The organism is Cellulomonas sp. NPDC055163, assembly GCF_053607065.1.
Genome location: NZ_JBSGSU010000006.1, coordinates 388,430 through 414,208, shown reverse-complemented (window position 1 = coordinate 414,208; position 25,779 = coordinate 388,430). Strand labels below are relative to the sequence as shown.

At 75.9% G+C, this 25,779-nt stretch carries 21 protein-coding genes and 2 riboswitches; of the genes, 11 read left to right on the top strand and 10 right to left on the bottom strand.

The annotated features are described in order from the left end of the window. Positions 1 to 90: 90 nt before the first annotated feature. On the top strand, positions 91 to 942 hold the full coding sequence (locus tag ACWFNE_RS14445) for a DUF2599 domain-containing protein (protein WP_452123117.1): 852 nt from the start codon (positions 91 to 93) through the stop codon (positions 940 to 942). A 53-nt stretch (positions 943 to 995) separates the two neighbouring features. Here ACWFNE_RS14445 and ACWFNE_RS14440 read toward each other — a convergent pair whose 3' ends face one another. Further along, the gene (locus ACWFNE_RS14440; RefSeq protein ID WP_452123116.1) at positions 996 to 1,619 is read right to left on the bottom strand and encodes a hypothetical protein; all 624 of its coding nucleotides are present in this window, start codon (positions 1,617 to 1,619) and stop codon (positions 996 to 998) included. Further along, the gene (locus tag ACWFNE_RS14435; protein ID WP_452123115.1) at positions 1,616 to 2,203 is read right to left on the bottom strand and encodes a SigE family RNA polymerase sigma factor; all 588 of its coding nucleotides are present in this window, start codon (positions 2,201 to 2,203) and stop codon (positions 1,616 to 1,618) included. The genes ACWFNE_RS14440 and ACWFNE_RS14435 overlap by 4 nt, the downstream gene beginning before the upstream one ends. Positions 2,204 to 2,334: 131 nt before the next feature. Between ACWFNE_RS14435 and ACWFNE_RS14430 the strand changes: the two genes are divergently transcribed. Together ACWFNE_RS14430 and ACWFNE_RS14425 are read left to right on the top strand one after the other, a co-directional pair. After that, the gene (locus ACWFNE_RS14430; protein WP_452123114.1) at positions 2,335 to 3,099 is read left to right on the top strand and encodes a LysE family translocator; all 765 of its coding nucleotides are present in this window, start codon (positions 2,335 to 2,337) and stop codon (positions 3,097 to 3,099) included. Continuing rightward, positions 3,096 to 3,902, top strand: coding sequence for a phosphotransferase (locus ACWFNE_RS14425; RefSeq protein ID WP_452123113.1), 807 nt, complete (start codon positions 3,096 to 3,098; stop codon positions 3,900 to 3,902). The genes ACWFNE_RS14430 and ACWFNE_RS14425 overlap by 4 nt, the downstream gene beginning before the upstream one ends. 153 nt (positions 3,903 to 4,055) lie before the next feature. On the opposite strand, the gene ACWFNE_RS14420 is transcribed toward ACWFNE_RS14425, so the two are convergent. Beyond that, positions 4,056 to 4,418 (bottom strand): hypothetical protein, encoded by a 363-nt coding sequence (locus ACWFNE_RS14420; protein WP_452123112.1) that lies wholly within the window; start codon positions 4,416 to 4,418, stop codon positions 4,056 to 4,058. Between the two features lie 234 nt (positions 4,419 to 4,652). Between ACWFNE_RS14420 and ACWFNE_RS14415 the strand changes: the two genes are divergently transcribed. Next, the gene (locus ACWFNE_RS14415) at positions 4,653 to 5,858 is read left to right on the top strand and encodes a TerC family protein (protein WP_452123111.1); all 1,206 of its coding nucleotides are present in this window, start codon (positions 4,653 to 4,655) and stop codon (positions 5,856 to 5,858) included. Between the two features lie 3 nt (positions 5,859 to 5,861). On the opposite strand, the gene ACWFNE_RS14410 is transcribed toward ACWFNE_RS14415, so the two are convergent. The 4 genes from ACWFNE_RS14410 to ACWFNE_RS14395 all read right to left on the bottom strand — a co-directional run bounded on the left by ACWFNE_RS14410 (position 5,862) and on the right by ACWFNE_RS14395 (position 13,448). After that, positions 5,862 to 7,142, bottom strand: coding sequence for a histidine--tRNA ligase (locus ACWFNE_RS14410; RefSeq protein ID WP_452123110.1), 1,281 nt, complete (start codon positions 7,140 to 7,142; stop codon positions 5,862 to 5,864). A gap of 61 nt (positions 7,143 to 7,203) precedes the next feature. Further along, complete coding sequence (locus ACWFNE_RS14405; protein WP_452123109.1) at positions 7,204 to 10,050, bottom strand: EAL domain-containing protein; 2,847 nt, start codon at positions 10,048 to 10,050, stop codon at positions 7,204 to 7,206. Between the two features lie 168 nt (positions 10,051 to 10,218). After that, complete coding sequence (locus tag ACWFNE_RS14400; protein WP_452123108.1) at positions 10,219 to 12,429, bottom strand: acyl-CoA dehydrogenase family protein; 2,211 nt, start codon at positions 12,427 to 12,429, stop codon at positions 10,219 to 10,221. Next, positions 12,426 to 13,448, bottom strand: coding sequence for a TetR/AcrR family transcriptional regulator (locus ACWFNE_RS14395; RefSeq protein WP_452123107.1), 1,023 nt, complete (start codon positions 13,446 to 13,448; stop codon positions 12,426 to 12,428). Before ACWFNE_RS14395 ends, ACWFNE_RS14400 begins: the two co-directional genes overlap by 4 nt. 184 nt (positions 13,449 to 13,632) lie before the next feature. Here ACWFNE_RS14395 and ACWFNE_RS14390 point away from each other — a divergent pair, with 184 nt between their 5' ends. Genes ACWFNE_RS14390 through ACWFNE_RS14380 form a run of 3 tightly spaced genes read left to right on the top strand, consistent with a single transcriptional unit; the run spans position 13,633 to position 17,452 of the window. Further along, the gene (locus ACWFNE_RS14390; protein ID WP_452123106.1) at positions 13,633 to 14,991 is read left to right on the top strand and encodes an acetyl-CoA C-acetyltransferase; all 1,359 of its coding nucleotides are present in this window, start codon (positions 13,633 to 13,635) and stop codon (positions 14,989 to 14,991) included. Beyond that, positions 14,988 to 16,388, top strand: coding sequence for a 3-oxoacyl-ACP reductase (locus ACWFNE_RS14385; protein WP_452123105.1), 1,401 nt, complete (start codon positions 14,988 to 14,990; stop codon positions 16,386 to 16,388). Before ACWFNE_RS14390 ends, ACWFNE_RS14385 begins: the two co-directional genes overlap by 4 nt. Before the next feature lie 53 nt (positions 16,389 to 16,441). Further along, positions 16,442 to 17,452 carry a MaoC/PaaZ C-terminal domain-containing protein gene (locus ACWFNE_RS14380; protein ID WP_452123130.1) on the top strand — a complete coding sequence of 337 codons (1,011 nt, stop codon included), beginning with the start codon at positions 16,442 to 16,444 and terminating at the stop codon, positions 17,450 to 17,452. A gap of 258 nt (positions 17,453 to 17,710) precedes the next feature. Here ACWFNE_RS14380 and ACWFNE_RS14375 read toward each other — a convergent pair whose 3' ends face one another. Beyond that, positions 17,711 to 18,292 (bottom strand): GNAT family N-acetyltransferase, encoded by a 582-nt coding sequence (locus tag ACWFNE_RS14375; protein WP_452123104.1) that lies wholly within the window; start codon positions 18,290 to 18,292, stop codon positions 17,711 to 17,713. 308 nt (positions 18,293 to 18,600) lie between these two features. Here ACWFNE_RS14375 and ACWFNE_RS14370 point away from each other — a divergent pair, with 308 nt between their 5' ends. Then, positions 18,601 to 21,033, top strand: coding sequence for a putative bifunctional diguanylate cyclase/phosphodiesterase (locus ACWFNE_RS14370; protein ID WP_452123103.1), 2,433 nt, complete (start codon positions 18,601 to 18,603; stop codon positions 21,031 to 21,033). Between the two features lie 106 nt (positions 21,034 to 21,139). Here ACWFNE_RS14370 and ACWFNE_RS14365 read toward each other — a convergent pair whose 3' ends face one another. Then, positions 21,140 to 22,537 carry an aminotransferase class V-fold PLP-dependent enzyme gene (locus tag ACWFNE_RS14365; protein WP_452123102.1) on the bottom strand — a complete coding sequence of 466 codons (1,398 nt, stop codon included), beginning with the start codon at positions 22,535 to 22,537 and terminating at the stop codon, positions 21,140 to 21,142. Positions 22,538 to 22,575: 38 nt separating this feature from the next. Beyond that, positions 22,576 to 22,691, bottom strand: a riboswitch (SAM riboswitch). Between the two features lie 118 nt (positions 22,692 to 22,809). Beyond that, positions 22,810 to 22,910: riboswitch (SAM riboswitch) on the top strand. 4 nt (positions 22,911 to 22,914) lie between these two features. Here ACWFNE_RS14365 and ACWFNE_RS14360 point away from each other — a divergent pair. The 3 genes from ACWFNE_RS14360 to ACWFNE_RS14350 are packed head-to-tail and all read left to right on the top strand — an operon-like array spanning position 22,915 to position 24,880. Then, a complete protein-coding gene (locus tag ACWFNE_RS14360) occupies positions 22,915 to 23,202 on the top strand; it encodes a DUF1737 domain-containing protein (RefSeq protein ID WP_452123101.1) in 288 nt (95 codons plus the stop codon). Further along, entirely contained in the window at positions 23,199 to 23,624 is a 426-nt protein-coding gene (locus ACWFNE_RS14355) for a rhodanese-like domain-containing protein (RefSeq protein WP_452123100.1), read from the top strand. Before ACWFNE_RS14360 ends, ACWFNE_RS14355 begins: the two co-directional genes overlap by 4 nt. Next, entirely contained in the window at positions 23,621 to 24,880 is a 1,260-nt protein-coding gene (locus ACWFNE_RS14350; RefSeq protein WP_452123099.1) for an O-succinylhomoserine sulfhydrylase, read from the top strand. The genes ACWFNE_RS14355 and ACWFNE_RS14350 overlap by 4 nt, the downstream gene beginning before the upstream one ends. Before the next feature lie 204 nt (positions 24,881 to 25,084). On the opposite strand, the gene ACWFNE_RS14345 is transcribed toward ACWFNE_RS14350, so the two are convergent. Beyond that, entirely contained in the window at positions 25,085 to 25,753 is a 669-nt protein-coding gene (locus tag ACWFNE_RS14345) for a hypothetical protein (protein ID WP_452123098.1), read from the bottom strand. Positions 25,754 to 25,779 lie beyond the last annotated feature (26 nt).

The following is a 25,779-nucleotide window of genomic DNA, read 5'->3' as shown; positions in this document are numbered from 1 at the left end:
CGGCGCGGCCCGACGAGGGCGCGCCGCCGAGCACCGCGGTGCCGCGTGGTGTGGCAGCGGTGCGGCTGCGACCCGGGCTACCGTTCGGGCATGCACCGGACGACTCCCCGGCTCGCGGTCGCGGGGCTCGTCCTGACCGCGCTGCTCGCCGCGTGCGGACCCGCCGCCGGTCCCGGGCCGTCGCCGTCCGGGCCGAGCACGGGGACCGTCCCGGAGCGCGACCCCCAGGTGGTCCAGACCCCGGCCCAGCCGACCGCGGCCGACGTCCGCGCCGCCGGCACGCCGGTGACGTCGGGCGCGCTCGTGCTCGCGGCGCGCGCCGAGCTCGAGACGGCGACGGTCACGGTCGAGCCGCAGCCCGACGGGTCGGTCGTCGCGACCGTGCCCGTGTGGGCGCGCACGACCCCGCCGGCTCTGGTCGCGAGGCTCGCGGCCCCCGAGGGCACGGCGTTCGAGCCGCAGCCCGACGGCTCGGTCGTGGTGCGCGACACCGCGGGTGCGTTCGTCGGGGGGCTGGCCGCGGCGACCGCGACGAGCGAGGACGGCGCCCGCCTGCTCGCTGTGTACGAGGTCGAGGCTCCCGACCTGCTCACGGTGACCGTCTCCCCCGGGCTCAGCGGCGCCGCGTTCGACGCGCCCGGCACCGCCCGCGTCTGGTTCGGCACCGCGGTGCTGGAGAGCGCGACGTGGGGCGAGCGCGAGGGCGGGCGCTCGCTCGCGGTCGACCCGACGCCGTGGGCGCGGGCCGGCGGGCTCGCCGCGCAGGACGGCACGTGGGCGGCCGTCGTCGCGCAGGAGCCCGAGGCCGACACCACCGGGATGCGCGACCAGTTCCTGTGCCACGCCGTCGGAGCACCCGACAAGGACACCTGGAACCTCGAGCCGTGGCGCCCGGACGCCGGCTCGCTCGCGACCCTCGCGGCGCGCTGCAACCCCGAGTGACGGCCGGCTGGGGGCCGGGTGGCGGAGCGTCGCCGCCCCGCCACCCGCCACCGTCAGCCCACCGAGTGCTGCGCGCTCGCGGTGACGTCGAGCCCCTCGACGAACCGCGCCGCGAGGTCCGCCTCCCAGTGCAGCTCGGGCGGCAGCTGCACCGAGAGGTAGTCCCCGTCGCCCTCGGGCGCGAAGACCCCGAGCGTGCCGCCGGGCTCGCCGTCCGCGTCGAGCAGCTCGTAGACGAGCACGTCCCGGCCGTCCACCTCGAATGTCCGGGCGTCGATGCCGGTCGGCACGGACGCCTCGCCGACGAGCGTCGCGACGATCCGGCCCTCGTAGCTGTTCGGGTCCGCGCCCGGGTCGTCGGCGTCCGCGAGCACGAGGCTGCCGGCGTCGGACGACAGCACGTGCCAGCCCTCGGGAACCTCCGCGATCGTGAAACCGGCGGGCTGCTCCGCGGTGAACGCGACGAGCTCGGCCGCGGCGGCGGACGGCGCGGTCGACGTGAGCGACGCGCCGACCGCGGCCGTCACGGCGAGCGCGCCGACGACTCCGGAGCCGACGAGGCGCGTGCGGCGGCGGCGCGCGCGGCGGCCCCGGCTCACGTCGTCGTCGAGGGTCGCGGCCGACGGCGTCACGGCGGCGCTCGTCGCGCGGGTCATCAGGGTGGTCAGGTCGCTCATCGCAGGCTCCCAGCGGGATCGGGGGTACGGATCAGGGGGGTGGGCAGGGTGTCCGGCCCGGGGTGTCCGGTCGGTCGCGGGCCCGCGCCCTCGTCGGTGCGCAGCACGGGACCGAGGCGGCGGGCGAGCTTCTCGAGCGCCCGGGAGGTCTGGCTCTTGACGGTGCCCTGCGTGCACCGCAGCGCACGGGCGGTGTCCGCGACGCTCAGGTCGTGGAAGTAGCGCAGCACGACCGCGGCGCGCATCCGCCGGGGCAGCTCGCCGAGCGCGGCGAACAGCAGTCGGGCGTCCTCGTCCGCGCCGCCGTCACCGGTCGCGCGGTCCGGGAGCTCCGGGCGGAGGTCCTCGCGCTGCCGGCGGGTGGCCCGCATCTCGTCCGTGAACGCGTTGACCAGGACGCGGCGCGCGTGCGCGGTGCGGTTGTCCACGCCGCGCAGCCGCGGCCACGCGAGGTAGAGCCGGGTCAGCGCGGTCTGCACCACGTCCTCGGCGGTGTGCGGGTCACCGGCGGTCAGCAGCGTCGCCGTGCGGACCAGGAGCGGCCGGTGCTGCGCCGCCCAGGCCCGGAAGTCGTCAGGTGTCATCGGGAGCTCTCCATCCGTCCATGCCCCTCAGACGGACCCGGGACCACGATCGGTTGCATCCTCGCGCGTCGCGGTGCTCCCGACGGGCAAACCACTGGCGCACAGCCGCCCCGCTCGGCCACGCTCGGGGCATGGTGCCCACCGACCGCCTCGCGCTGTTCGTCGTCGCGAGCATCTCGCTGATCCTCGTGCCCGGTCCGTCGGTCGGGTTCGTCGTCGCGACAGCGCTGCGGCACGGGCGCCGCGCGGGGCTCGCCGCGACCGCGGGGGTCGAGGTCGGCTACCTCGTGCACGTGCTCGGCGCGGTCGTCGGGCTGTCCGCCGTCGTCGTCGCGAGCGCGAGCGCGTTCACCGCGGTCAAGGTGCTCGGCGCGGCGTGGCTCGTGTGGCTCGCGGTGCGGTCGTGGCGTGCGCGGACGCCGGGGACGCTGGGCGACACCGGGCTGCCGGGCGCCGGGACGGCGGGGACGTCGTCGCCGGGCGCCGCGGGCACGGGCGCCACCGAGGCACGCACCTCGTCGTCCGGCACCGCTCGGTCGGACGCCGCGTCGTCCGGCACCCCGCCCCGCGCGAGCGGCCCGTCGGCCCGTCTCGGGAGCCGCTTCCGCGCCGGGCTGCTCGTCGGCGCGCTCAACCCCAAGACCGCCGTGTTCTACCTCGCGTTCCTCCCCCAGTTCGTCGTCCCCGCGGCCGGGCCGGTGTCGCTGCAGCTCCTCGAGCTCGGGCTCGTGTTCATCGCGCTCGCGTGGGTGCTCGACTCGGTCTGGTGCGTCGCGGGCGGTGCGCTGCGGAACCGGCTGCCCGGGCTGCGGCTGCGTGAGCTCGACCGGGTCTCGGCCGGCGTCTACGCCGCGCTCGCCGCCGTGACGCTCACCGCCCGCCGGGCGGCGGCGTGACGGCGCTGCCCCGGGTGCCCGACGACGCGCCGGGTGCCGACGAGGAGCCGCTCACGGGCGGCAACGTGAGCACCGGCGTCGTCCGCGTGGGCGACACCGTGCGCCGCCCCGCCGGGCCGTGGACCCCTGCGGTGCACGCCGTGCTGACGCGGCTGGAGGATGTCGGCTTCCGGCACGCGCCGCGGTCGTTCGGGCTCGACGAGCGTGGGCGGCACGTCGTCGAGCACGTGCCCGGGGTCATGGCGCACCCGCTGCCCGGCGGCGTGACCGCCCCCGCGCTCGCCGACGTGGGACGGCTCGCCCGCGACCTGCACGACGCGCTCGACGGCTGGTCCCCGCCGCCCGGTGCCCGCTTCCAGCGCGTGATCCCGCCCGACGGTGAGGACCTCGTGATCCACCACGACCTCGCGCCGTGGAACCTCGTGCTCGCCGCGGGCCGGCTCGTGCTCATCGACTGGGACGGCTGCGGCCCCGGCACCCGGACGTGGGACCTCGCCTACGCGGCGCACGCGTTCGTCCCGCTCGCCCCGGCCGACGCCGGCGGCCCCGGGGTCGACGCGGCCGCGACGGGGCTCCGCGCCCTCGCGGACGGGTACGGGCTCGACGACGCCGGCCGCGAGCGCCTCGCCCGCACGCTCGCGCCGCGCACCTGGAGCATGCACACGCTGCTCGAGCACGGGCACCGGACGGGGACGCAGCCGTGGGCGCGGCTGTGGGACGAGGGCCACGGCGGCTTCTGGCGCCGCGACGCCGAGTGGGTCGACGAGCACGCGGCTGCGCTCCACGCTGCGCTCACCGCCTGACGAGGCGGTCGTCGCGGCCCGCGGGCGACACCCCGTCCGGGTCGGACGACGCGCCGAGCGCACGGGTCGGGGGGCGCGTCGGGCGCACGGGTCGGGGGGCGCGTCGGGCGCACGGGTCGGGGGGCGCGTCGGGTCGTGCGCGCAGGCGCCCGCTCAGGCCGATCGTGACCGGCGCCGCCGCAGGGCCGCGGCCGTGACCGCCGCGACCACGCTCGAGCCGACCGCGACCCCGACCAGCACGAGCAGCGCACCGACGAGCCACAGCCCGGTCTCGTCGGCGCTCGCCGTGACCGACCACGCGACGGTGAACGCGAGCGCCGTCACGACCACGGTCACGGGCCCGCCGAGCACACGCGTCCCCAGGACCACCGCGACGGCCAGGCTCAGCACGCAGCCGAGCACCTGCCACACCTCGTACGGCCCGGACGCGACTCCCGTCGCCGGGTCGACCCCGTAGGTCGTGTCCCAGGCAAGCCACGCGAACCAGCACGCGGCGGTCAGGACCGCGAGCGCCACCGCGCGCACCGCGCGTGCCGCACCCGTCGGCCCCGGGGTCGTTCCCGCCGCACGCGGACGGCCCTCGCCGCCGCCGGCCCCGCGTGCGCCCGCCGTCCCCGCGCTGCCGTCCGACGCTGCCACACGTGCCTCCCGGGGTTCCGCGGCCGGGCAGCGCCCGGGGACCGCACCTACGCTGAGCGTCAGGCCGCAGCACGGGCCGGACCGCTGACCGAACCGTACGGGAGCCCCGCCATGGACGTGTCGACGCCCGTCTGGATCGCGACGATCGCGTTCATCGTGGCGCTGCTCGCGTTCGACTTCGTGTTCCACGTCCGCAAGGCCCACGTGCCGACGCTGGGCGAGGCCGCGCGGTGGTCCGCGATCTACGTCGGCATCGCGATCGCGTTCGGCGTCGCGGTGTGGGCGTTCGGCGGGCACACGATGGGCGGCGAGTACTTCGCGGGGTACGTGACCGAGAAGGCGCTCTCGGTCGACAACCTGTTCGTCTTCCTCATCATCATGCAGAGCTTCAAGGTGCCGCGGGCCGACCAGCAGAAGGTCCTGCTCTTCGGGATCGTGTTCTCGCTGATCGCGCGGACCGGGTTCATCCTGCTCGGCGCGGCTCTGATCAACCGCTTCGCGGCCGTCTTCTACCTCTTCGGCCTCATCCTGCTGGTCACCGCCGGGAACCTGCTCCGGCCGGAGTCCGAGGACAGCCACGCCGCCGACAACATCATGGTCCGGCTCGCGCGGAAGGTGTTCCACTCGACCGACCACTACGACGGCGACAAGCTCTTCACGATCAAGGACGGCAAGCGGGCGCTGACGCCGATGCTGCTCGTCATGGTCGCGATCGGCGGCACGGACATCCTGTTCGCGCTCGACTCGATCCCCGCGATCTTCGGTCTCACGCAGAACGTGTTCCTCGTGTTCACGGCGACCGCGTTCTCGCTGCTCGGGCTGCGCCAGCTGTACTTCCTCATCGACGGCCTGCTCGACCGGCTCGTCTACCTGTCCTACGGGCTCGCGGCGATCCTCGCGTTCATCGGAGTCAAGCTGATCCTGCACGCGCTGCACGAGAACAACGTGCCGTTCATCAACGACGGCGACCCCGTCCCGGTCGTGGAGATCAGCACGCCGGTGTCGCTGGCCGTCATCATCGGGACGCTGGTCGTGACCGTGGTCGCGTCGCTCACGAGCGCGAAGGGCCGTGCGCAGAACTCCGTCGCGGCGGCCCGCCGGCACGCGACCGAGTACCTCGAGACCGAGAACGACCCGGCGTACGAGGAGGAGCTGTTCGCGCGCCTGCTCCGCGAGGAGGCCCAGCTCACGGCGCTGCCCGAGAAGTACCGTGCTCGCATCCGCTCGGAGCGCGAGCTCATGGAGCTGCTGCACCGCGCGCACGCGGAGCACGACGAGGCCGTCACGACCGGCTACCTGCCTCCCGCAGGCGGCTGAGCGTCAGCCCTGGCGCAGCTCGCGCACCGTCCCCGGCCCGTCGCCGGAGACGGCCCCGCTGTCGACGTGCGTGAACCCCTCCGCGGTGAGGCCGTCGAGGAACCGGCCGCTCAGCTTCCGGGGGGCCCGGACGAGCGCGACGTCGCTGCCGTCGGCCTGGTGCTGCTGGCGCGCGGTCAGCACGTCGGCGGCGGGCGTCCCCTCGGCGTACAGGACGGCGACCCGGCGGCGCGTGCTCGGCACGTCCGGCACGAGGTCGATGATCCGCTCGAAGCCGATCGAGAAGCCGCACGCCGGCACGTCCCGCCCGAGCCACTTGCCGACCACCGAGTCGTAGCGCCCACCGCCCGCGACGGAGCCGGGGGACGACGGGTGCGTCATCTCGAAGATCGGCCCGGTGTAGTAGCCCATGCCGCGCACGAGCGAGACGTCGAACGCGACGTCGGCCCAGGGGGCGAGCTTCGCGACGGTCGCGACGATCTCGGGGAGGTCGTAGAGGCTGACCTGCACGTCGGTCCCGTCGACCGTGAACGTGCCGTCGCGCAGCGGCGCGTCGTCGAGCCCGGTCTGCGTCCCGAGCGCGGTGACCGACGTGAGGAGCCGCTCGACGGTCTCGCCCGACGCGAGCCCGCGGCCCTCGATCTCGGCGGCGACGCCCGAGGCCCCGATCTTGTCGAGCTTGTCGAGCGCGATGAGCGTCTCGGCGGACCGCTCGGGCGCGATGCCGACGGCCGCGAGCAGGTCGAGGAGGATGCGCCGGTCGTTGATCCGCAGCGTGATGCCCTCGGCGAGCCCGAGGTCCTCGAACGCGGCGAGCGTCGCGACGACGAGGTCCATCTCGGCGATCGTGCCCGGCTCGCCGATGATGTCGATGTCGCACTGCGTGAACTGGCGGTAGCGGCCCTTCTGCGGGCGCTCGGCGCGCCACACCGGACCGGTCTGCAGGGCGCGGAACACGGTCGGCAGCTCGGCGGCGTGCGAGGCGTAGAACCGGGTCAGCGGGACGGTCAGGTCGTAGCGCAGCGCGAGGTCGACGGCCTCCGCGGGGTTCACGGGGGTGCCCGCCTCGAGCCCGCGCCGCATGATCTGGAAGAGCATCGACTCGTTCTCGCCGCCCTGGTTCGAGCGCAGGCGCTCGATGGGCTCGACCGCCGGGGTCTCGATCTCGGTGAAGCCGAACCGGCGGTACGTCGAGCGGATCGAGCCGAGGACGCGCTCCCGCTTCTCCTTCTCCGCGGGCAGGACGTCACGCATGCCGCGTGCGGGAACAGCTGCTCTGGCCATGACCGCCAGGGTACCGGCGGCGGCACGGCACCCTCCGCGCCGCCCGCCGACGGCCGAGGTGTCAGAGGCCCATGTCGAGCTCGGGCTGGGGGCGCCCGAGGAGGTACCCCTGCACGAGACCGCAGCCGACCTCGCGCAGCGCCGCGAGCTGCTCGAGCTCCTCGACGCCCTCCGCGACGACCCCGATGCCGAGGTCGCTCGCGAGCGAGAGGACCGCGCGCACGACCGCGAGCGACGCGCCGTCGTCGGGCAGCGCCATGATGAACGTGCGGTCGATCTTGATCTGGTCGACGGGCAGCGCCTGGATCCACGCGAGCGTCGAGTAGCCGGTGCCGAAGTCGTCGAGCGAGATCTTCACGCCCATCTGCCGCAGCTCGCCGAGCCGCTCGACCGCTCCCGGGATGTCGACGAGCGAGCGGCTCTCGACGATCTCCAGGTGGAGCTGGTCGGGGTTGATCGCGTTCGCGGTCAGGGCGGCGCGGACCGCGGGCAGGAGGCGCGGGTCGACGAGGGTCGCCCCCGCGAGGTTCACCGCGACGTGCATCGCGCGGCCGGACTCCTCGCACCAGCTCGCGAGCGTGCGGCACGCCGCGCCGAGCGCCCACAGGTCGAGGTCGGTGACGAGGCCGGCCTCCTCCGCGAGCGGCAGGAACGCACCGGGCGCGAGCAGCCCGAGGCGGGGGTGCGCCCAGCGCAGCAGCGCCTCGCCGCCCACGACGTCGCCGGACTCGGACGGCCCGGACACGTCGACGACGGGCTGGAAGAAGAGGCGGAGCTGGTCGTTGGTGATGGCGCTCGACAGCTCGGCCTCGAGCGACGGGACGACGCCGCGCTTGACGAGCCCCCCGGCCACCGCGACCTGGTTCCGGCCGCGCTGCTTCGCCTGGTACATCGCGGAGTCGGCGGACGCGAGGAGCTTGTCACCACGCCCGTCGGGCCCGGTGTGCAACGAGATGCCGATGCTCGCGGTGATGCGCAGCTCGCGGCCGTCGATCCGGAACGGCTTGTCGAGCGACTCGATGATGTCGATCGCGATCCCGACCGCGTGGTCCTCGCCCGAGACGGCTGGCAGGACGACGGCGAACTCGTCGCCGCTGAGCCGCCCGAGCACGTCCCCGTCGCCGCGCACGACCTCGCGCAGCCGCGCCCCGACCTGGCGCAGGAGCTCGTCGCCCGCCGCGTGGCCGAACCCGTCGTTCACGTACTTGAACCGGTCGAGGTCGCAGAACAGCACCGCGACGGTCCGGTCCTCCGGGGTCGCGCGCAGGCAGTCGTCGAGCGCCCGTGCGAACAGCACGCGGTTCGGCAGGCCCGTGAGCGCGTCGTGCTGCGACTGGTGGTGCACGGTCGCGAGCAGCCGGGCGTTCTCGAGCGCGGTCGCCGCCTGGTCGCTCAGCCCCTCGAGCCGGGTGAGGGCCTCGCTCAACGTGGCGGTCCCCACCATCGACCGGGGCCAGCTCGCGGTCGCGATGCCCATGAGCGAGTCGCCCGCGAGCAGCGGCACGACGATCGCGGACCGGGCGCCGACGCCGCGCAGCAGGCCGGCGACGACGGGGCTCGCCGTGCTGACGTCGAGCACCAGCGGCTCGCGGCGCGTGATGAGCCCGGCGAGCTCCGGCACGTTGTCCATCTGGATCGTCGCGTTCGCGAGGACCTCGGACTCGTGCGGCTCGTGCCCGTGCGACGCGACGGACCGCAGCGACCCGGTCGCGGCGTCCCACAGCATGACGCCCGCGCCCCGGCACCCCACGATGCCGGGCATCGCCTGCACGACGACGGTGGCGGCGGCGAGGGTGTCCCGCGCGCCGGCGAGCGAGTGGGCGAGCGCGAGGAGCGCCGTCGCGCGGCTCGCCTCCCGGCGGCTGTCCTCGAGCGCCGTCAGCAGGTCGAGCGCGGCGGCGGCGTGGCGCGCGTAGGCCTCGAGCAGGTGCCGGTCCTGGTCGAGCCCTCGCTGCCCGGGTCCGAACACCGCGGCGAGCTTCCCGTGCGCGCGACGCTTCGAGGCGACGTCGACGACGACGGCACGCGCGCCGAGGTCGTCCCCGCGGCGCATCGCGTCCGCGAGATCGCGCGCCTGGTCCGCGTCGAGCCCGCTCGAGCGCACGACCGGCTCGTCCCCGTCACGGCCCTCGACGACCAGCAGGTACGCCGGCGCGAGCAGCGCGCTCGCGGCCCGGTCCGTGATGCGCTCGAGCACCGCACCGACGTCGTCGCTGCTCACGAGATCGGACGCCGCGAGCTGGAGGTCCTCGAGCTGGGCGCGCAGCGCGCCGAGCTCGACGCTCTCGTGGCCGCGCCGCCGGAGCACCGCGAGCCGCCGGTAGCGCGGCCAGCGGATCGTGTACACGCAGTGCGGGTGCCCGTCCGACTGGCACGTCTCGTGCTCGACGACGGCCGCCGGCAGGTCGAACAGCTGCGGCACCGAGGAGATGAGCCCGCGCGCGTAGTCGCAGTCGAGCCGGGAGTGCTCGTAGCCGTCGTGCAGCCGGTAGTGGACCGTCGCGGACGTCGCGTGGAGGCTGACGATCCGCATCGTCGACGTCGACGTGAACTTCGAGACCGCGCGCGGCAGCTGGCGGTAGACCTCGCGCGGGCTGCCGAGCGTGCGCAGGAGCAGCACGAGCGCGTGGTCGAGGCCGCGGGTGATGGCGGTGGCCCCGACGTCGAACATCGTCCTGGGGTCGTCGAGCACCTCGACCGCGGCCTGGAACAGGCGGATCCGCGTGGGGTAGTCGATCCAGTGCGCCATGTCGTCGACGTGCGCCGCGAGCTCGGGGGCGCCGGCGCGCTCGAGGACCGCCTGCACCGCGGCCGCCCCGCCCTGCGCCCGGACGTGCCGGAACAGCAGGGTCGTCGTCCCCCCGGACGTCTCCCGTGCTGAGGTCTGCTGCTCTCCGGTGGTCTCCATCGCGTGGAGCCCATCGGTCCGGGCGCGCCGAGTTCAAGGGCTCGGCCGGCGGCGGCGGGGGTGAAGCGGCGATCTCACCCGGGCGCCCGGGCCCTGCCCCCGGACGCGGCAGCGCGGTCGCCCCCCGGGGAGGGCGGCCGCGCAGCGGTTCCGGGGGGCGGCGACTCGTCAGGCCGGCGAACCGACGGCGGCGACGCCCGAGTCCTCGCTCGACGCCGGCTCGTCCCCCGCGCCGGGGTCGCCCGTGACCGGGCCTGTCGTCGGCGTCTGGCGGGCGACCGAGCCGGGAGGGAGCTGCTTCTCCGGGACCGGTGCGTCGCCCGACGCGCGCTGGACCCGGTAGTGGGCGCGGGCCTCGTCCTGCCGCTCCCGCTCGGCGCCCGACGCGATCGCCGCGCGCACGTGCTCGGGCCCGTACCCGAACGCGTCGACCAGGTCCTGCGCGTGGGGCCGCAGCCGCGCGAGCAGCCGGTCGATGTACGACGTGACGGTCCGCGCCCGCCCGGCCGACATCCGCCCGTTGATCAGGTACCACGCGAGGTTGCGCTCGACGAGGCTGAGCCCGAACAGGTCGCGCAGCCACGTGAGCACCTGGCGCGTCCCGGCGTCGTCGGTGCGCGCGAGCGCCGACGTGAACGCCTCCCACTGGATGAGCTCCGCGTGCGCCCGCGCGGTCTCGATGAGCTCGTGCTGGTGCGCGTTGAACAGCGCCGCGGCGGCCTCGCGCGACGACCTCGACGCGGGACGCAGCGCCTGGGCGAGGTCCGCGACCATCGTCTCGACGCGGTCGGTCAGCAGCTCGCGCTGCGTCGCCGTCTCGCGCAGCTGACCCGCGGACCGGCGTGCGTCGCCGGCGTCGGTCAGCGTCTGGACCGCCCGCAGGAGCGGCGTCCGGTGCAGCGCGGCGTCGGCCGCCCGGCCCGCGACGTACCGCGCGACCGCGCTCGCGTCGACGTCCTTGAACGCCTTGCCGTAGTCCGCGAGCAGCCGCTTCGCGACGAGCTGGAGGAGGACCGTGTTGTCGCCCTCGAACGTCACGTACACGTCCATGTCGGCGCGCAGCGACACGAGCCGGTTCTCGGTGAGGAAACCGGCGCCGCCGCACGCCTCGCGCGCCGTCTGCAGGGCGTCGAGCGCGAGCCACGTCGACTTCGGCTTGAGCGCCGCCGCGAGGGTCTCGAGGTCCTGGCGGGTCTCCTCGGTGTCCTCGCGGCCCGAGAAGACGTCGTCGAACGCGCTCAGCAGGTGCTCGTGCGAGAACGTCGCCGCGTACGTCTCGGCAAGCAGCGGCAGCAGGCGGCGCTGGTGCTCCGCGTAGTCCAGCAGCACGGTCTCCTCGGTGTCCGAGGCGCCCGTGAACTGCCGGCGCTGGTTGCCGTACGTGACCGCGGTGATGAGCGCGAGCTTCGCGACGTTGACCGCCGCGCCGTCGAGCGACACCCGACCCTGCACGAGCGTGCCGAGCATCGTGAAGAACCGGCGTCCCGGGCTCGTGATCGGCGAGGAGTAGGTGCCGTCGGCCGCGACGTCGCCGTAGCGGTTGAGCAGGTTCGCCCGCGGGACGCGCACGTGCGTGAAGTGCAGCCGCCCGTTGTCGATGCCGTTGAGGCCGCCCTTGAGGCCGTCGTCCTCGCCCCCGACACCCGGCAGGAACTCCCCCGTCCGCGGGTCGCGGATCGGCACGTACATCGCGTGCACGCCGCGGTTCACGGGCCGGCCGCCCTCGCCGTCGGGCGTGATCAGCTGCGCGAACACGACGGCCGCCGTGCCGTGCTGCGCGGCGTTGCCGAGGTAGTCCTTCCACGCCGCACGGAACGGCGTGTGCAGGTCGAGCTCCTCGGTCGCCGGGTCGTACGTCGCGGTCGTCCCGATCGACGCCACGTCCGAGCCGTGGCCCGTCTCCGTCATCGCGAACGCGCCCGGGACCTCGACCGACATGGCGTCCGGCAGCAGGCGCGCGTGGTGGTCGGCCGTGCCGAGGTGCATGATCGCGGACGCGAACAGGCCCCACTGCACGCCGGCCTTGATCTGCAGCGACGGGTCCGCAACGACGAGCTCCTCGAACCGCGACAGGCTGCCGCCGTGGTCCGAGCGCCCACCGAGCACCTCGGGGAACGCCCGCAGCACGTCCGCCTCGGCGGCCAGCTGCTGGAGCTGGCCCAGGACCCGCTCCCGGTGCTCGGCCATCGACTGGCCCTCGATCCGGTGGAACCGCGGGTCCGCCGCGACCGCACGCGCGCCGCGGCGGAGCTCGGCGTAGCGGCCGAGCAGCTGCTCCCCGAGCGCGGCGACGTCGACCGCCGGGGTCGCGTCGCGCTGGGGGTTCGGTGCGGCGGGGCGGTCGGGACGGGCTGCCGGACGGTCGGTCGTGGCGGTCATCGGGACTCCTCGGTCGGGGTGTGAGGTGCGGGCGCAGGGCCGGCGTCGGGGATGGTGGCGTCGGCGGTGGGCGGGCGGTCGGGGGCGCGGGTGCGCTCGCGGGCGAGGAGGCCGACGGGCCCGGCCCACAGCCACGCGGCGACCGACGCGGTCAGCACCTCGCGCGTCGGGGAACCGGGGACGTCACGGTGCGCGAGCCACCGCTCGCCCGCGCCGCGCACGAACCCGACGGCGCCCGCGGCCCAGGCCTCGGCGAGCGCGAGCTGCTCCGGGTCGGGGCCGCCCTCGTCGTCCGCGAGCGCGTGGGCGAACGGCGCGGCGACGAGCGCGGTCACGGAGTCCAGGAAGTGCCCGAGCGGTCCGCCGGACTCGACGGAGCCGTCGCGGGTCACGAACGCGTAGACGTGCGGGGAGTGCTCGATCATCTCGAGGTAGACGGCGACCATGCCGCGCAGCCCGTCGCGCGGGGTCGGCGCGATCCGCAGCACGGCCTCGAGCGCGCCCTGGATCTGCAGCACGACGGCCTCGGCGACGGCGATCTGGAGGCCGGTCTTGTCGCTGAAGTAGCGGTAGACGATGGACTTGGAGGTGCCCGCGGCGGCGGCGATCTCCTCCATCGAGACGTCGGGGCCCTGGTGGTGGACGGTGCGGCGGGCGACGCGCACGAGCTCGGCGCGGCGGGCCTCACGGTGGTCGGCCCAGCGCGTCGAGCGGCCGTCGGGGGCGGGCTCGCCGCCGAGCACCGGGCGGGTCGACTCGTCCGCGCGGCGGTAGCGGTCGGCGTCGGGCGGGGCCTGCGCGGGTCGCCCGGGCTGCGCTGCGGGGCGCGCGGGTTGCGCCGCCGGGCGTGGGGACCGCTCCGCCGGGTGCGGGGACCGCTCCGCCGGGTGCGGGGGCTGGTGCCCGGGGCGGACGGTGCGCAGGGGATTCGCGCCGAGGGGACGTGGCTCGCGCACCGTCGGGGGCGACGGTGCGCGGCGGTCCGTCGGCGTCGACGGGTCGGGTGTGACCGGACTCACGAAACCGACGGTATCAGGTACTGTGGGTTCTGGACATAGCACGGGGTGAGGCGCGCAGCCCGGGACCCACGTCCCTACGGGCCGCTCCCGCAGGCAGCGCCCGCTCGCAGCACCTGCACGCAGCACCCGCACGGCCCCGACGCAGCACCGAGCCTCGACCCAGCGACGACGCGAGAGGAACGCCATGGCAGCCACCCGCTCCCCGGCCCCGACCCCCGCCCCCGACCACCCGCAGGGCGGAGCCCCGCGCCGGGCGCTCGTGCTCGGCGGCAACCGGATCCCGTTCGCACGGGCCGGCGGCAAGTACGTGCGCGCGAGCAACCAGGACATGCTCACGGCCGCCCTCGACGGGCTCGTCGCCCGTTACGGGCTCCAGGGCGAGCGGATCGGGGAGGTCGCCGCGGGCGCCGTGCTCAAGCACAGCCGCGACTTCAACCTCACCCGGGAGTCGGTGCTCGGCTCCGCGCTGTCCAACGAGACCCCCGCGTTCGACCTCCAGCAGGCGTGCGCCACCGGGCTCGAGACCGTGGTGCTCCTCGCGAACAAGATCCGCCTCGGCCAGCTCGAGTCCGGGATCGCGGGCGGCGTCGACTCCACGTCGGACGCCCCGATCGCCGTGAGCGACCGCCTGCGCCGCGTGCTGCTCGACCTCTCGCGCGCCAAGAGCCCCCAGCAGAAGCTCGCCGCGCTCACCCGGCTGCGGCCCGGCGACCTCGCGCCGTCGGTCCCCCGCACCTCCGAGCCGCGCACCGGGCTGTCGATGGGCGAGCACCAGGCGCTCACCACCGCCGAGTGGGGCATCACGCGCGAGGCGCAGGACGAGATCGCGCTGCTCAGCCACCAGCGCCTCGCCGCCGCGTGGGACGCCGGGTTCTTCGACGACCTCGTGACCCCGTACCGCGGGCTGACGCGGGACGCGAACCTGCGCGCCGACACCTCGCTCGAGAAGCTGGCGAAGCTCACGCCCACGTTCGGGCTGACGCTCGACACCCCCGCGACCATGACCGCCGGCAACTCCACCCCGCTGACCGACGGCGCGTCGACCGTGCTGCTCGGCTCGCAGGAGTGGGCCGACGCGCACGACCTCACGCCGCTCGCGAGCGTCGTCGACGCCGAGACGGCCGCCGTCGACTTCGTGCACGGCGTCGACGGGCTGCTCACCGCCGGGGTCTTCGCCGCACCGCGCCTGCTCGCCCGCCACGGGCTCACGCTCGACGACATGGACTACGTCGAGATCCACGAGGCGTTCGCCGCGACCGTCGCGGTGACGCTCGGCGCGTGGGAGTCCGACGAGTTCTGCCGCACCCGCCTCGGCCTCGACGGCCCGCTCGGCAAGGTCGACCGCAGCCGGGTCAACGTGCACGGCTCGTCGCTCGCCGCCGGGCACCCGTTCGCCGCGACCGGCGGGCGCATCGTCGCGACGATCTCGAAGGAGCTCGCGCGCCGCAAGGCGGCGAACGGCGACGGCCGGCCCGTGCGGGCCCTCCTCTCGGTGTGCGCCGCGGGCGGCATCGGCGTGACCGCGATCCTGGAGGCAGCGTGACCGACACCTACCTGAACCTCGTCAACTCGGGGTTCACGAAGAAGATCGCGAAGCAGCTCGGGCTGCCCCGGCCCGTCCCGCTGCGCCGCCACCAGCCCGGCCGGCCGCTCGTCGACGGGCCGGTCCTCGTGCTCGGCACCGGGGAGGACGCCGACACGGTCGCCCACGTGCTCGCGGGCACGGCGTCGGCCGCGGCGCCGTGCACCGCCGGGGTCGACGGGTCGCTGCTCGCGCCCGGCTGGGACCTCGACGTGCGCCGCCACCCCGCGCAGGGCGAGCGGTACGCCGCCGTCGTGCTCGTGCTCACGGGCCTCACGCACCCCGACGAGCTCGCCGCGCCGGTGCTCGCGCTCGGGTCGACGCTCAAGGGCCTCGCGCCGCACGCGCGCGTCGTCACGGTGTCGCGGCCCGCGACGCCCGACGACGGCCCCGCGGTCGCCGCCGCGCGCCAGGGCGTCGACGGGATCCTGCGCTCGGTCGCCAAGGAGCTGCGCAGCGGGGCGACGGGCAACGGCGTCGTCGTCGCGGACGGCGTCCCGGTCACCGCGCCGAGCGTCCTCGGGACGCTGCGCTTCTTCCTGTCGGCCCGGTCGGCGTTCGTCGACGGGCAGCTGCTCGCCGTCGACAGCGACGGCGGCTCGCTCCCGCTCGACTGGGACCGTCCGCTCGACGGCCGAGTCGCGGTCGTGACCGGCGCCGCGCGCGGCATCGGCGCGGCCATCGCGGAGACCCTCGCACGCGACGGCGCGACGGTCGTCGCCGTCGACGTCCCGGCGGCGGGCGAGCAGCTCGCGGCCGTCGCCAACAAGGTCCGCGGCACCGCGCTGCAGCTCGACGTGACCGCCGAGGACGCCGGGACCCGGATCCTCGAGCACGCGCGCACGCGGCACGGGCGGCTCGACGTCGTGGTCCACAACGCCGGCATCACGCGCGACAAGCTCCTGGTCAACATGACGCCCGACCGGTGGGACCCGATCATCGCGGTCAACATCGCCGCGCAGCTGCGGATCAACGAGCAGCTGCTCACGTCGGGCGACTTCACCGCCGAGCCGCGCGTCGTCGCCCTCGCGTCGACGTCCGGCATCGCGGGCAACCGCGGCCAGACGAACTACGCGGCGTCCAAGGGCGGCGTCGTCGGCATGGTCCGCGCCACCGCTCCCCTGCTCACCGCGTTCGGGGGCACGGCCAACGCCGTCGCCCCCGGGTTCATCGAGACGGACATGACCGCGAGGATCCCGGCCGTCACGCGGCAGGTCGCGCGGCGCCTCAACTCGCTCCAGCAGGGCGGCCAGCCCGTCGACGTCGCCGAGGCCGTCGCGTTCCTCGCGTCGCCGCAGGCCGGGGGCGTCGTGGGGCGCACGCTGCGGGTGTGCGGGCAGAACCTGGTGGGCCAGTGACCGGTGCGGGCGGCACCCCCGCGGGCCCGGACCCGGCGCCGGACCCGGACGACCTGCGGCGCGAGGAGGTCGTGCTCCCCGGGGTGCCGCCGCTCGGCCGTCTCTACGCGCGCGGCGCCGCGTCCTCCGGGCGGCTCGCGCTGGCCCGGCGGCTCGGGCGCGGGCCCGTCGACCTGCCCGAGGTCGCGTACCTCGTGGCCGGTGTCCAGGCCGACGCCGCGCACCTCACCGCCTACCAGCACCTGCTCGGCGAGACCGCGTCGGACGTGCTGCCGGCGGGGTTCGTGCACGTGCTCGCGTTCCCCGTCGCGACCGCCGTCATGGCCCGGCCCGACTTCCCGCTGCCGCTCGCCGGGCTCGTGCACCTCAGCAACGAGGTCACGCAGCACGTGCCGCTGCGCCTCGGGCAGCCCGTCGACGTGCGGGCGTGGGCCCAGGCGCTCGCGGCACACCGCACCGGGACGACCGTCGAGCTCGTGACCGAGGTCCGGCTCGCCGGTGCGGCGCGCGAGCTCGGCGAGGGGCCGGTGGCGTGGCGCGGGGTCTCGACGTACCTCGCGAAGGGCACGTACCTCGTGCGCTCCGGCGACGGGTCCGACGGCGGAGCGAGCGGTGGGTCCGACGGCGGAGCGACCGGTGGGTCGGACGGGGTCGGCGAGCCCGAGGTCGCTCGGGACGGCGCTGCGGCGAGGGAGCGGCCGGCGTTCGTGCCGCCCGTGCCCACCGCACGCTGGGAGCTCGACGCCGGCACCGGACGCCGGTACGCGGCCGTCTCGGGTGACCGCAACCCGATCCACCTCTCCGCGGTGTCCGCGAAGGCGCTCGGCTTCCCGCGCGCGATCGCCCACGGGATGTACACGGCGGCGCGCGCGCTCGCGACGGTCGGCGCCGAGCGGGGCGACGCCTTCACGTGGTCGGTCGAGTTCGCCAAGCCCGTGCTGCTGCCCGGGTCCGTCGCGGTGCGGGTCGCCGCAGACGGCGCTCCCGGCGACGGCTACACGTACGCCGGCTGGCACGCCCGCACCGGCAGGGTGCACCTGACGGGCTCGGTCCGGCCGCTCTGACGTGCGTCACGGCGCGTCCCGCCCGAGCACCTCGGGCGGGACCTGCCGCGGCCGTCCGCCCGGTCACCCCGGGTCGCCACGCCGCACCCCAGCACCTCGGGCGGGACGCGCCCGTGCCATCCCCCGGTGCCCCCCGGGGTCGGCGCGTCGCGCTCCAGCACCTCGGGCGGGACGTGCCGCGGCCGTCTCCGCACTGTCGGCCCCGGCGCGGGCCCAGCGGGCGGCCGCACGCCGGAGACCCTGCGGACGCAGGACGGCTCAGCGCGGTGCTCCTGCGAGGCGTGCGAGCAGCCCGTCGCGCACCGCGGGCCACTCGTCGGCCAGCACCGAGAAGTAGGCGGTGTCGCCGCGCGAGCCGTCGGGCGCGACGCGGTGGCTGCGCAGCACGCCCTCCGGGACCGCACCGAGCCGCGTGATCGCCGCGACCGAGCGGGTGTTGCGAGCGTCGGCCCGCAGCGCGACGCGCTGCATCCCCCACTCCTCGAAGGCGTGCCGCAGCATGAGGTACTTGCACGCCGGGTTGGTGGACGTGCCCCACCAGCGCGGCGCGAAGTACGTGTGCCCGATCTCGACGCGGGCGAGCTCGGGCGCGAGGTCGTAGAACGAGGTGCTGCCGCGGACCTCGCCCGTCCCGGCGTCGAGCGCCGCGAGCGCGACGCGTCCCGGTGCCGCGACGGCGGCCTCGACGTGCGTGCGCATCGCGTCGACCCCGCGCGGGACGGGGGTCGACATCCCGGCCCAGATGCGGTCGTCGACGAACGCCGCGAGGCCTTCCGCGTGCTCGGGGGCGAGGGGGACGAGGCGGACGCCGAAGCCGTCGAGCGTGAGGTCGTGGAGCACGCTGCACAACCAAGCACACGGGCCGGGCGGCGGGCGACCTCTTTCGTCCCGCGATCAAGCCGCCGGCTCAGGCCCGTGGTCACCCGGCCGCACGACCCCCGCCCCCGGAACCCGCCGACGCACCGCGGCCCGGCCGGGGCACGCGTCGACGCACGACCCCCCACTCGCGTCAGCCCGTGCGCTCGGGCCGAGTCTGCCTACAGTGGACCAGGACCTGGCACGCGCGCCGCTCGGGAGCACGACCTGCTCACCCGGCCGGCGTCCTGTGCCGACGGTCAGCGGTCGCGCCGATCGAGGGGGGTAGGCGCATGAGGGGTACGAGCGCGCCCTCGCCCGGTCGCGCACGGTGGTCCGACGGGGACGCCCGGGCCGGCGCGCCTGCGTCGGGCGCCTGGCCGGTCGGCACCTACGTGGCCGTCGCACTCTCCGTGCTCGTGCTCGCCACCACGCTGGGCCTCGGGTACGCCTACCAGACGAACGCCCAGCGGGCCCGCGAGCACGCGACCGCCGACCTGCGCGCCGACGCCGAGCTCGCCGCCTGGACGGTGACGCAGTCGGTCGTCTCGGCGCGCGCGCAGGTGGAGTCGCTCGTCGCTGCGCCGGGCCTGGCCACTCTGCTCGACGACGGCCCCGGGTGCGTCCTGCCGCCCGCAGGGGCGACGATCCTCACCGAGGTGCGCGTGTCGCTCGTGACCGGCGCCGGTGACGTCGCGTGCACGTCACGGCCCGAGCAGACGCTCGCCGCACCCGGGCTGCACGCCGGGAGCGAGTGGCTCACCCGCACGCTCGGGACCTCGTCGACGCAGGTCCTGTGGGGTGCGCAGGACCCCGCCACCGGGCGCCCCTCGATCGTCGTCGCGCGCGCGTTCGCGTCCGACGACGCCGGGGGGCGGGCCGCGGCGGTCCTGTTCCTCGACGTCGGGACCGTCGCCGGCGACCTCGGCTCGATCCTGGGGCTCGGCACCGACTCCGTCATCGGGATCGTCGACATCGGCACGGGGCGCGTCGTCTCCGCCTCCGGGCGGGACCCTGCGGCGCTCGTCGGGGCGGTCGTCGACCCGACGCGGCGCTCCGGCGAGACCGACGCGCCGGACGGCGTCGCGCGGCTGTTCGCCTCGGCGGACGTCCAGCCCGCGGGGTGGCGCGTGTACCGCGGTGTCGATGCCGCGTCGGTCGTCGCCGACGCACGGCAGACCCTCTCGACCTTCGCCGTCCTCGGTTCGCTCGCCCTGCTCGCCATCGTCGTGCTCGGGTGGCTCGCCCAGCGCCGGGTCGCCCGCCCGCTGCGCGCGCTCACCGCCGCGGTCACGGGCGCACGCACCACCGGCTCGGCGGCGGCCGCCCAGGTCGAGGTCGCCGGGCCCGCGGAGCTCCGGCAGCTCGCGCGGGAGTTCACCACGCTGCTCGACGTCCGCGCCGGCCACGAGGCGCGCCTCGCCCACCAGGCGACGCACGACCGCCTCACCGGGCTGCCCAACAAGGAGCTGCTGCGCGAGCGGCTCGCCCGGGCGCTCGACGGCACGAGCGGCGCCCGCGTCTCGGTGCTGTGCGTCGGCCTCAACCGCTTCCAGACGATCAGCGACAGCCTCGGGCACGACGGCGCCGACCGGGTGCTCGTCGAGGCCTCGGCGCGCCTGAGCTCGGCGCTGCGGCCCGGGGACCTGCTCGTGCGCGAGGGCGGGCACGACTTCATGGTGCTGGGCCGCGACCTGACCGTGGACGGCGCGGTCGTGCTCGCGCAGCGGCTGCTCGCGGCGCTCGCCGAGCCGGTCGACGTCGGGAGCGCGGGCATCGTGCTGACCGCGGCGATCGGGATCGCGCCGCAGGACCACGACTCGGCGCCCGAGCGGCTGCTGCGCGAGGCCGACACGGCGATGGGCCGCGCGCGCGAGCTCGGCATCGACTGGGCGGTGTTCGACGCGTCGATGCAGCGGCGCGCGACGCGCTACCTCGAGACCGAGCAGGCGCTGCGCCGCGCGCTCGCCGACGGCGAGCTCGTCGTGTTCTACCAGCCCCTCGTCGAGGTCGCGTCGGGCCGGATCACCGGCGCGGAGGCGCTCGTGCGCTGGCTGCACCCGACGCGTGGGCTCGTCGCGCCGCTCGAGTTCGTGCCGGTCGCCGAGGAGACGGGCCTGATCTCGGCGGTCGGCGAGGTCGTGCTGCGCACCGCGTGCGACCAGGCCGCCCGGTGGTGCGTCGACGGGCACCCGCTGCGGATCTCGATCAACGTCTCCGGCGCCCAGCTCCAGGACGGCGCGTTCGTGCCGCTCGTCGCCGACGTGCTGCGCGAGACGGGGCTGCCCGCCGAGCGGCTGTGCCTCGAGGTCACCGAGTCGACGCTCGTCCGCTGGGCGACGCACGGGCGCGAGAGCCTCGACCGGCTCCGCGCCACCGGGGTGCAGCTCTCGGTCGACGACTTCGGGACGGGCTACTCGTCGCTGTCCTACCTGCAGGACCTGCCGATGTCCGAGCTCAAGATCGACCGCTCCTTCGTCGCCCGACTCGCGCGCGACGCCCGCGACCTGCACCTCGTCGAGGCCGTGCTCGGCATGGCGCGGGCGCTCGGGCTCGGTGTGGTCGCCGAGGGCGTCGAGTCGCCGGACCAGCACGCGATCCTGCGCCGGCTGGGCTGCGACCGGGCGCAGGGGTTCCACTTCGCGCCGCCGCAGACGGCCGCCGCGTTCGGCCGGCTGCTGCGCGAACGGGACAGCCGGCCGGACCTGGAGCCGACGCGCGCGTGAGCCGGCCCCGGTCCCGTCAGTCGACCACCGGGCGTCGGTCGGTCGCCGGGCGTCAGTCGATCGCCGAGCGTCAGTCGATCACCGGGCGTCGGTCGATCACCGGGCGTCAGTCGATCGCCGGGCCGCACGCCGCCGCCGTCGCCGCGAGGCCGTCGAGGCCGTGCAGCGGGATGAGCGGGCGGGTGTCCTGCGCGACGACCCAGCAGCCGTCCTGCACCGCGTAGCGCGCGCCCGGACCCTCGGCGAGGAACGCCGCGACACCGGCGACGAGCCGGTCCACGGCCTCCGAGGGCGTGCCGACCCCGACGGACGCGCGGATGGCGCCGTCCGTGGCGCCGAGGTGCCGGAGCAGCGGGTGCGCGCAGAACCGCCCGTCGCGCACGCCGATCCCGTGCTCGGCGGCGAGGTAGGCGGCGACGAGGCCCGGGTCGTGCTCGCCGACCGTGAAGGTCACGACCCCGACGGGCTCGCCGGAGTCGGGCCAGATCCGCACGACCCGCACGCCGTCGAGCGCCGCGAGGCCGTCGACGAGGCGCGAGCGCAGCGCGGCCTCGTGCGCCTCGAGCGCCCCGGCGGGCAGGTCGGCGAGCACCTCGCAGGCCTCGGCGAGCGCGATCGCGCCGACGACGTTCGGGGACCCGGCCTCGTGGCGGGCGGGCGCGGGCTGCCAGATCGTCCGGTCGGCGCGCACGTCGCGCACCGCGCCGCCGCCCGCGAGGTACGGCTCGCCCGCGTCGAGCCAGTCGCGCCGGCCCACGAGCGCCCCCGCACCGAACGGCGCGTACGTCTTGTGCCCCGAGAACGCGACGTAGTCGACCCCGGTCGCGGCGAGGTCGAAGCCGCGGTGCGGGACGAGCTGCGCGCCGTCGACCACGACGCGTGCGCCCGCGGCGTGGGCGAGCCGCACGACCTCGTCGAGCGGCAGCGCCTCGCCCGTGACGTTCGACGCCCCGGTGACCGCGACGAGCGCGTGCGGGTGCGCGGCGAGCTCGCGGGCCAGCACCTCGAGGGTCTCGGCGACGGTGCCGGCGATCGGCACGACCGTGGACGCGCGGTCCGGGCCCTGACCCCACGGCAGCAGGTTGGCGTGGTGCTCGACGTCCAGCACGAGCACCCGGCCGGGGGTCCCGTCGGCGCCGGCGGGGACGACGCCCGCGAGCAGGTTGAGCGCGTCGGTCGTGTTCCGGGTGATGATCGCGACGTCGTCCGCGCGGGCGCCGACGAACCGGGCGATCGTCTGGCGGGACGCCTCGTAGAGCGCGGTGGAGACCTGCGAGAGGTAGCCCGCGCCGCGGTGCACGGACGCGTAGAGCGGCAGGACCTCGGTGACGCGCGCCGCGACGGCCTCGAGCGCGGGGGCGCTCGCCGCGTAGTCGAGGTTGGCGTAGGTGCGGCTCGTGCCGTCGAGCAGCGGCACCTGCGTCGCGCCGCCGACGACGGGCAGGAGCCCGTCCAGGGGCGCGCGTGTCGTCGCACAGGTGGTGGCCTCGGTGATCACGGACATGGTGCTCCTCGACAGGTCGGTGGGGACCCGTGAGGAGGACCCCGCGCTTGCCGTCCGCCGATCGGCGGCACGGCCAGGTCGTCACCCGGGGCACCCCACCGCGGAGGAGGGTTGCCGGCCAGCAAGCCGGGGCTTCGTGCTGGCACTCATGACCTGGGTCGAGAATCCCCGGGGAGGACTGCCGGTGTCAACGGGTGGGCATTGCGTCTCGCATGCCGGACAGCCTGGGGTCGAGGCTTGGACGGCAGCCGCACGTGAGCCTACGATCACCGTCACCATCCAGAGCGGCCGAGAGATCTGGCTCGACGACGCCGCAGCAACCCGCAGGCACCACGTGCCTGGAGCAGGGTGCTACCGCCAGGACCGATGGAGGCGACATGAGCGACGCACCCGACCCGACGACCGGGACCGGCGGCACCGGCGAGCCCGGGCCCAGCACCCCCGAGCCCGAGCGCCTGCGCTACCGGCTCCTGACCGGGCCCGACGACCGCAGCTTCTGCGAGCGCGTCAGCGCCGCGCTCGACGAGGGCTACGTGCTGCACGGGGGCCCCGCCGCGACGTTCGACGGCACCCGGGTGGTCGTCGCGCAGGCGGTCGTCCTGCCCGACGCGACCCCGGCGACCGGCGCGTTCCCCACGCCGCGCGCCCAGGTGCTCCCCGCATGAGCACCGGCGGCTACGCGGGTGACCTGACCCCGCAGCAGGCGTGGGACCTGCTGGAGCACGACGAGCGCGCGCTGCTCGTCGACGTCCGCACCGACGGCGAGTGGACGGCGATCGGCGTCCCCGACACGTCCACCACCGGGCGCCCCGCGGCGTTCGTGCAGTGGGTCGACGGCACCGGCCGGCCCAACCCGGCGTTCGTCGACGAGCTGCGCACGAGCGGCCTCGAACCCGGCGACGAGCGGCCCGTCGTCTTCCTGTGCCGCTCGGGCGTCCGGTCGGTCGGCGCCGCGAAGCTCGCCACCGCCGCGGGCCTCGGCCCCGCGTACAACGTGCTCGACGGGTTCGAGGGCGGCGTCGGCCCGGACGGGCAGCGCGGGGCGACCGGCTGGCGCGCGGCCGGGCTCCCCTGGCGGCAGCGGTGAGCGCCCGCCGCACGCCCGGACCGTTCGACTGGGACGACCGCTCGGTCGACCGCAGCACCCTGCGCCCCGACACGCTCGCGGTGCGCGGCGGGCTCGTGCGCACCGAGTTCGGCGAGACGTCGGAGGCGCTGTTCCTGACCCAGGGGTACGTGTACGGGTCGGCCGGCGAGGCCGAGTCGGCGTTCGCCGGCGACGTCGACCGGTTCCTGTACTCGCGCTACTCCAACCCGACGGTCTCGACGTTCGAGGAGCGGCTGCGCCTGCTCGACGGGGCCGAGGCGGCGTACGCCACCGCGACCGGCATGTCCGCGGTGTTCACGGCCCTCGCCGCGCTCGTGAGCACCGGCTCGCGCGTCGTCGCGTCGCGGGCCCTCTTCGGGTCGACCGTGGTGATCCTCGACGACATCCTGGCGCGGTGGGGCGTCACCACCGACTACGTCGACGGGCACGTGCTCGCCCAGTGGGAGGAGGCGCTCGCGACCCCGACCGACGTCGTGTTCTTCGAGACGCCGTCCAACCCCATGCAGGACCTCGTCGACATCGCCGCGGTGAGCCGCCTCGCGCACGACGCGGGCGCCGTCGTGGTCGTCGACAACGTCTTCGCGACGCCCGTCCTGTCACGGCCGCTCGAGCACGGCGCCGACGTGCTCGTCTACTCCGCGACCAAGCACATCGACGGCCAGGGCCGGGTGCTCGGCGGGGCGATCCTCGGCTCCGAGGAGTACGTGCACGGCCCCGTGCAGACGCTCATCCGCAACACGGGCCCGTCGCTCAGCCCGTTCAACGCATGGGTCCTGCTCAAGGGCCTCGAGACGCTGTCGCTGCGCGTGCGCCACCAGACGGCGTCGGCGCTGCGCGTCGCGACGTGGCTCGAGCAGCACCCCGGCGTCGCGTCCGTGCGCTACCCGTACCTGCCCTCGCACCCGCAGCACGAGCTCGCGCTGCGCCAGCAGAGCGGCGGCGGGACCGTGGTGACGCTCGACCTGGCCGTCCCCGAGGGCGCGTCCGTCGACGACTCCAAGAAGGTCACGTTCGGCGTGCTCGACGCGCTGCGGATCGTCGACATCTCGAACAACCTCGGCGACGCCAAGTCGATCGCGACGCACCCCGCGACGACGACGCACCGCAAGCTCGGTGCTGAGGGCCGCGCGAAGGTCGGGATCGGCGAGGCGACCGTGCGGCTGTCGGTCGGGCTCGAGGACGTCGAGGACCTGGTCGAGGACCTCGCGCAGGCGCTGGAGCCGCTCGCGGGCTGACCCGTCCGCTCCGCTCCTCGGCGAGCCGTGGGTCGGCGTGGACGAGCCGTGGGTCTCCTGGGCGAGCCGTGGGGCGGCCTGGCGTCCGCGTCCGGACGCCGGGCCGACCGGGCACGAGGCCGACCGGACGCGAGCGCCGCGCACGCAGGTCCCCGTCCGGCCCTGCGTCGTCCGCAGCGCGCCGGCCGGGCGGCGGCGTGAGCGTCAGGCGACCGGCGCGAGGGCGCGCAGGTGGTCCACGCCCGGCCCGTCCGCGAGCGGCACGAGCACGACGCCGTCCGCGCCGACCTGCCGGGCGAGGTCCACGGCCGTCCCGACGACCGCCTCCGCCGGTGCGACGACGCGCGTGGCCGAGGGCGCCCACGTAAGACCGGCGAGCGCGTCGAGGTGCTCGAGGTAGGAGCGCTTGCGACGCGCGACGGCGGCGTCCGCGGTCGGCAGCACGTCGAGGTCGAGCACGATGCGCACGCCGGCGCGCTCGCGGCCGACCGCGGCGATCTCGTCCTCGAGCCGGCCGACAAGCTTCGCCATCGCGGCGACGGTCGGGACCTGGGCCGAGAAGGACAGGTGCACCGCGTCGGCACGTGCGGCGGCGAGCGCGAGGCCCACCCCGGACGTGGGGCGGAAGGCGACCGGGTCGCCGGCGTGGGGGCGGGTGGCCGCCGGGGCGGCGACGGCGACGGTCACGTGGCGGGCACCGTCGGCCGCGGTGCCGAGGTCGGCGCGGGCGCTCGGACCGCGGCGCACGGGTGCAGCGGTGTCAGCGGCAGGGCCGGGCCCGGCGGCACGGGGACCGTCGAGGGCAGGGGCGCCGTCGAGGGCGGAGGGGGTCGACATGTCCGTGAGGAGACGGTCGAGGACGAGCTGAGACATGGGGGGTGTCCTGGGGTGCGGTGCAG

Coding starts and splice junctions, on each gene's coding strand:
- ACWFNE_RS14445 (WP_452123117.1), top strand. CDS start 91: ATGCACCGGACGACTCCCCGGCTCGCGGTCGCGGGGCTCGTCCTGACC.
- ACWFNE_RS14440 (WP_452123116.1), bottom strand. CDS start 1,619: ATGAGCGACCTGACCACCCTGATGACCCGCGCGACGAGCGCCGCCGTG.
- ACWFNE_RS14435 (WP_452123115.1), bottom strand. CDS start 2,203: ATGACACCTGACGACTTCCGGGCCTGGGCGGCGCAGCACCGGCCGCTC.
- ACWFNE_RS14430 (WP_452123114.1), top strand. CDS start 2,335: ATGGTGCCCACCGACCGCCTCGCGCTGTTCGTCGTCGCGAGCATCTCG.
- ACWFNE_RS14415 (WP_452123111.1), top strand. CDS start 4,653: ATGGACGTGTCGACGCCCGTCTGGATCGCGACGATCGCGTTCATCGTG.
- ACWFNE_RS14410 (WP_452123110.1), bottom strand. CDS start 7,142: ATGGCCAGAGCAGCTGTTCCCGCACGCGGCATGCGTGACGTCCTGCCC.
- ACWFNE_RS14405 (WP_452123109.1), bottom strand. CDS start 10,050: ATGGAGACCACCGGAGAGCAGCAGACCTCAGCACGGGAGACGTCCGGG.
- ACWFNE_RS14400 (WP_452123108.1), bottom strand. CDS start 12,429: ATGACCGCCACGACCGACCGTCCGGCAGCCCGTCCCGACCGCCCCGCC.
- ACWFNE_RS14390 (WP_452123106.1), top strand. CDS start 13,633: ATGGCAGCCACCCGCTCCCCGGCCCCGACCCCCGCCCCCGACCACCCG.
- ACWFNE_RS14370 (WP_452123103.1), top strand. CDS start 18,601: ATGAGGGGTACGAGCGCGCCCTCGCCCGGTCGCGCACGGTGGTCCGAC.
- ACWFNE_RS14365 (WP_452123102.1), bottom strand. CDS start 22,537: ATGTCCGTGATCACCGAGGCCACCACCTGTGCGACGACACGCGCGCCC.
- ACWFNE_RS14360 (WP_452123101.1), top strand. CDS start 22,915: ATGAGCGACGCACCCGACCCGACGACCGGGACCGGCGGCACCGGCGAG.
- ACWFNE_RS14355 (WP_452123100.1), top strand. CDS start 23,199: ATGAGCACCGGCGGCTACGCGGGTGACCTGACCCCGCAGCAGGCGTGG.
- ACWFNE_RS14345 (WP_452123098.1), bottom strand. CDS start 25,753: ATGTCTCAGCTCGTCCTCGACCGTCTCCTCACGGACATGTCGACCCCC.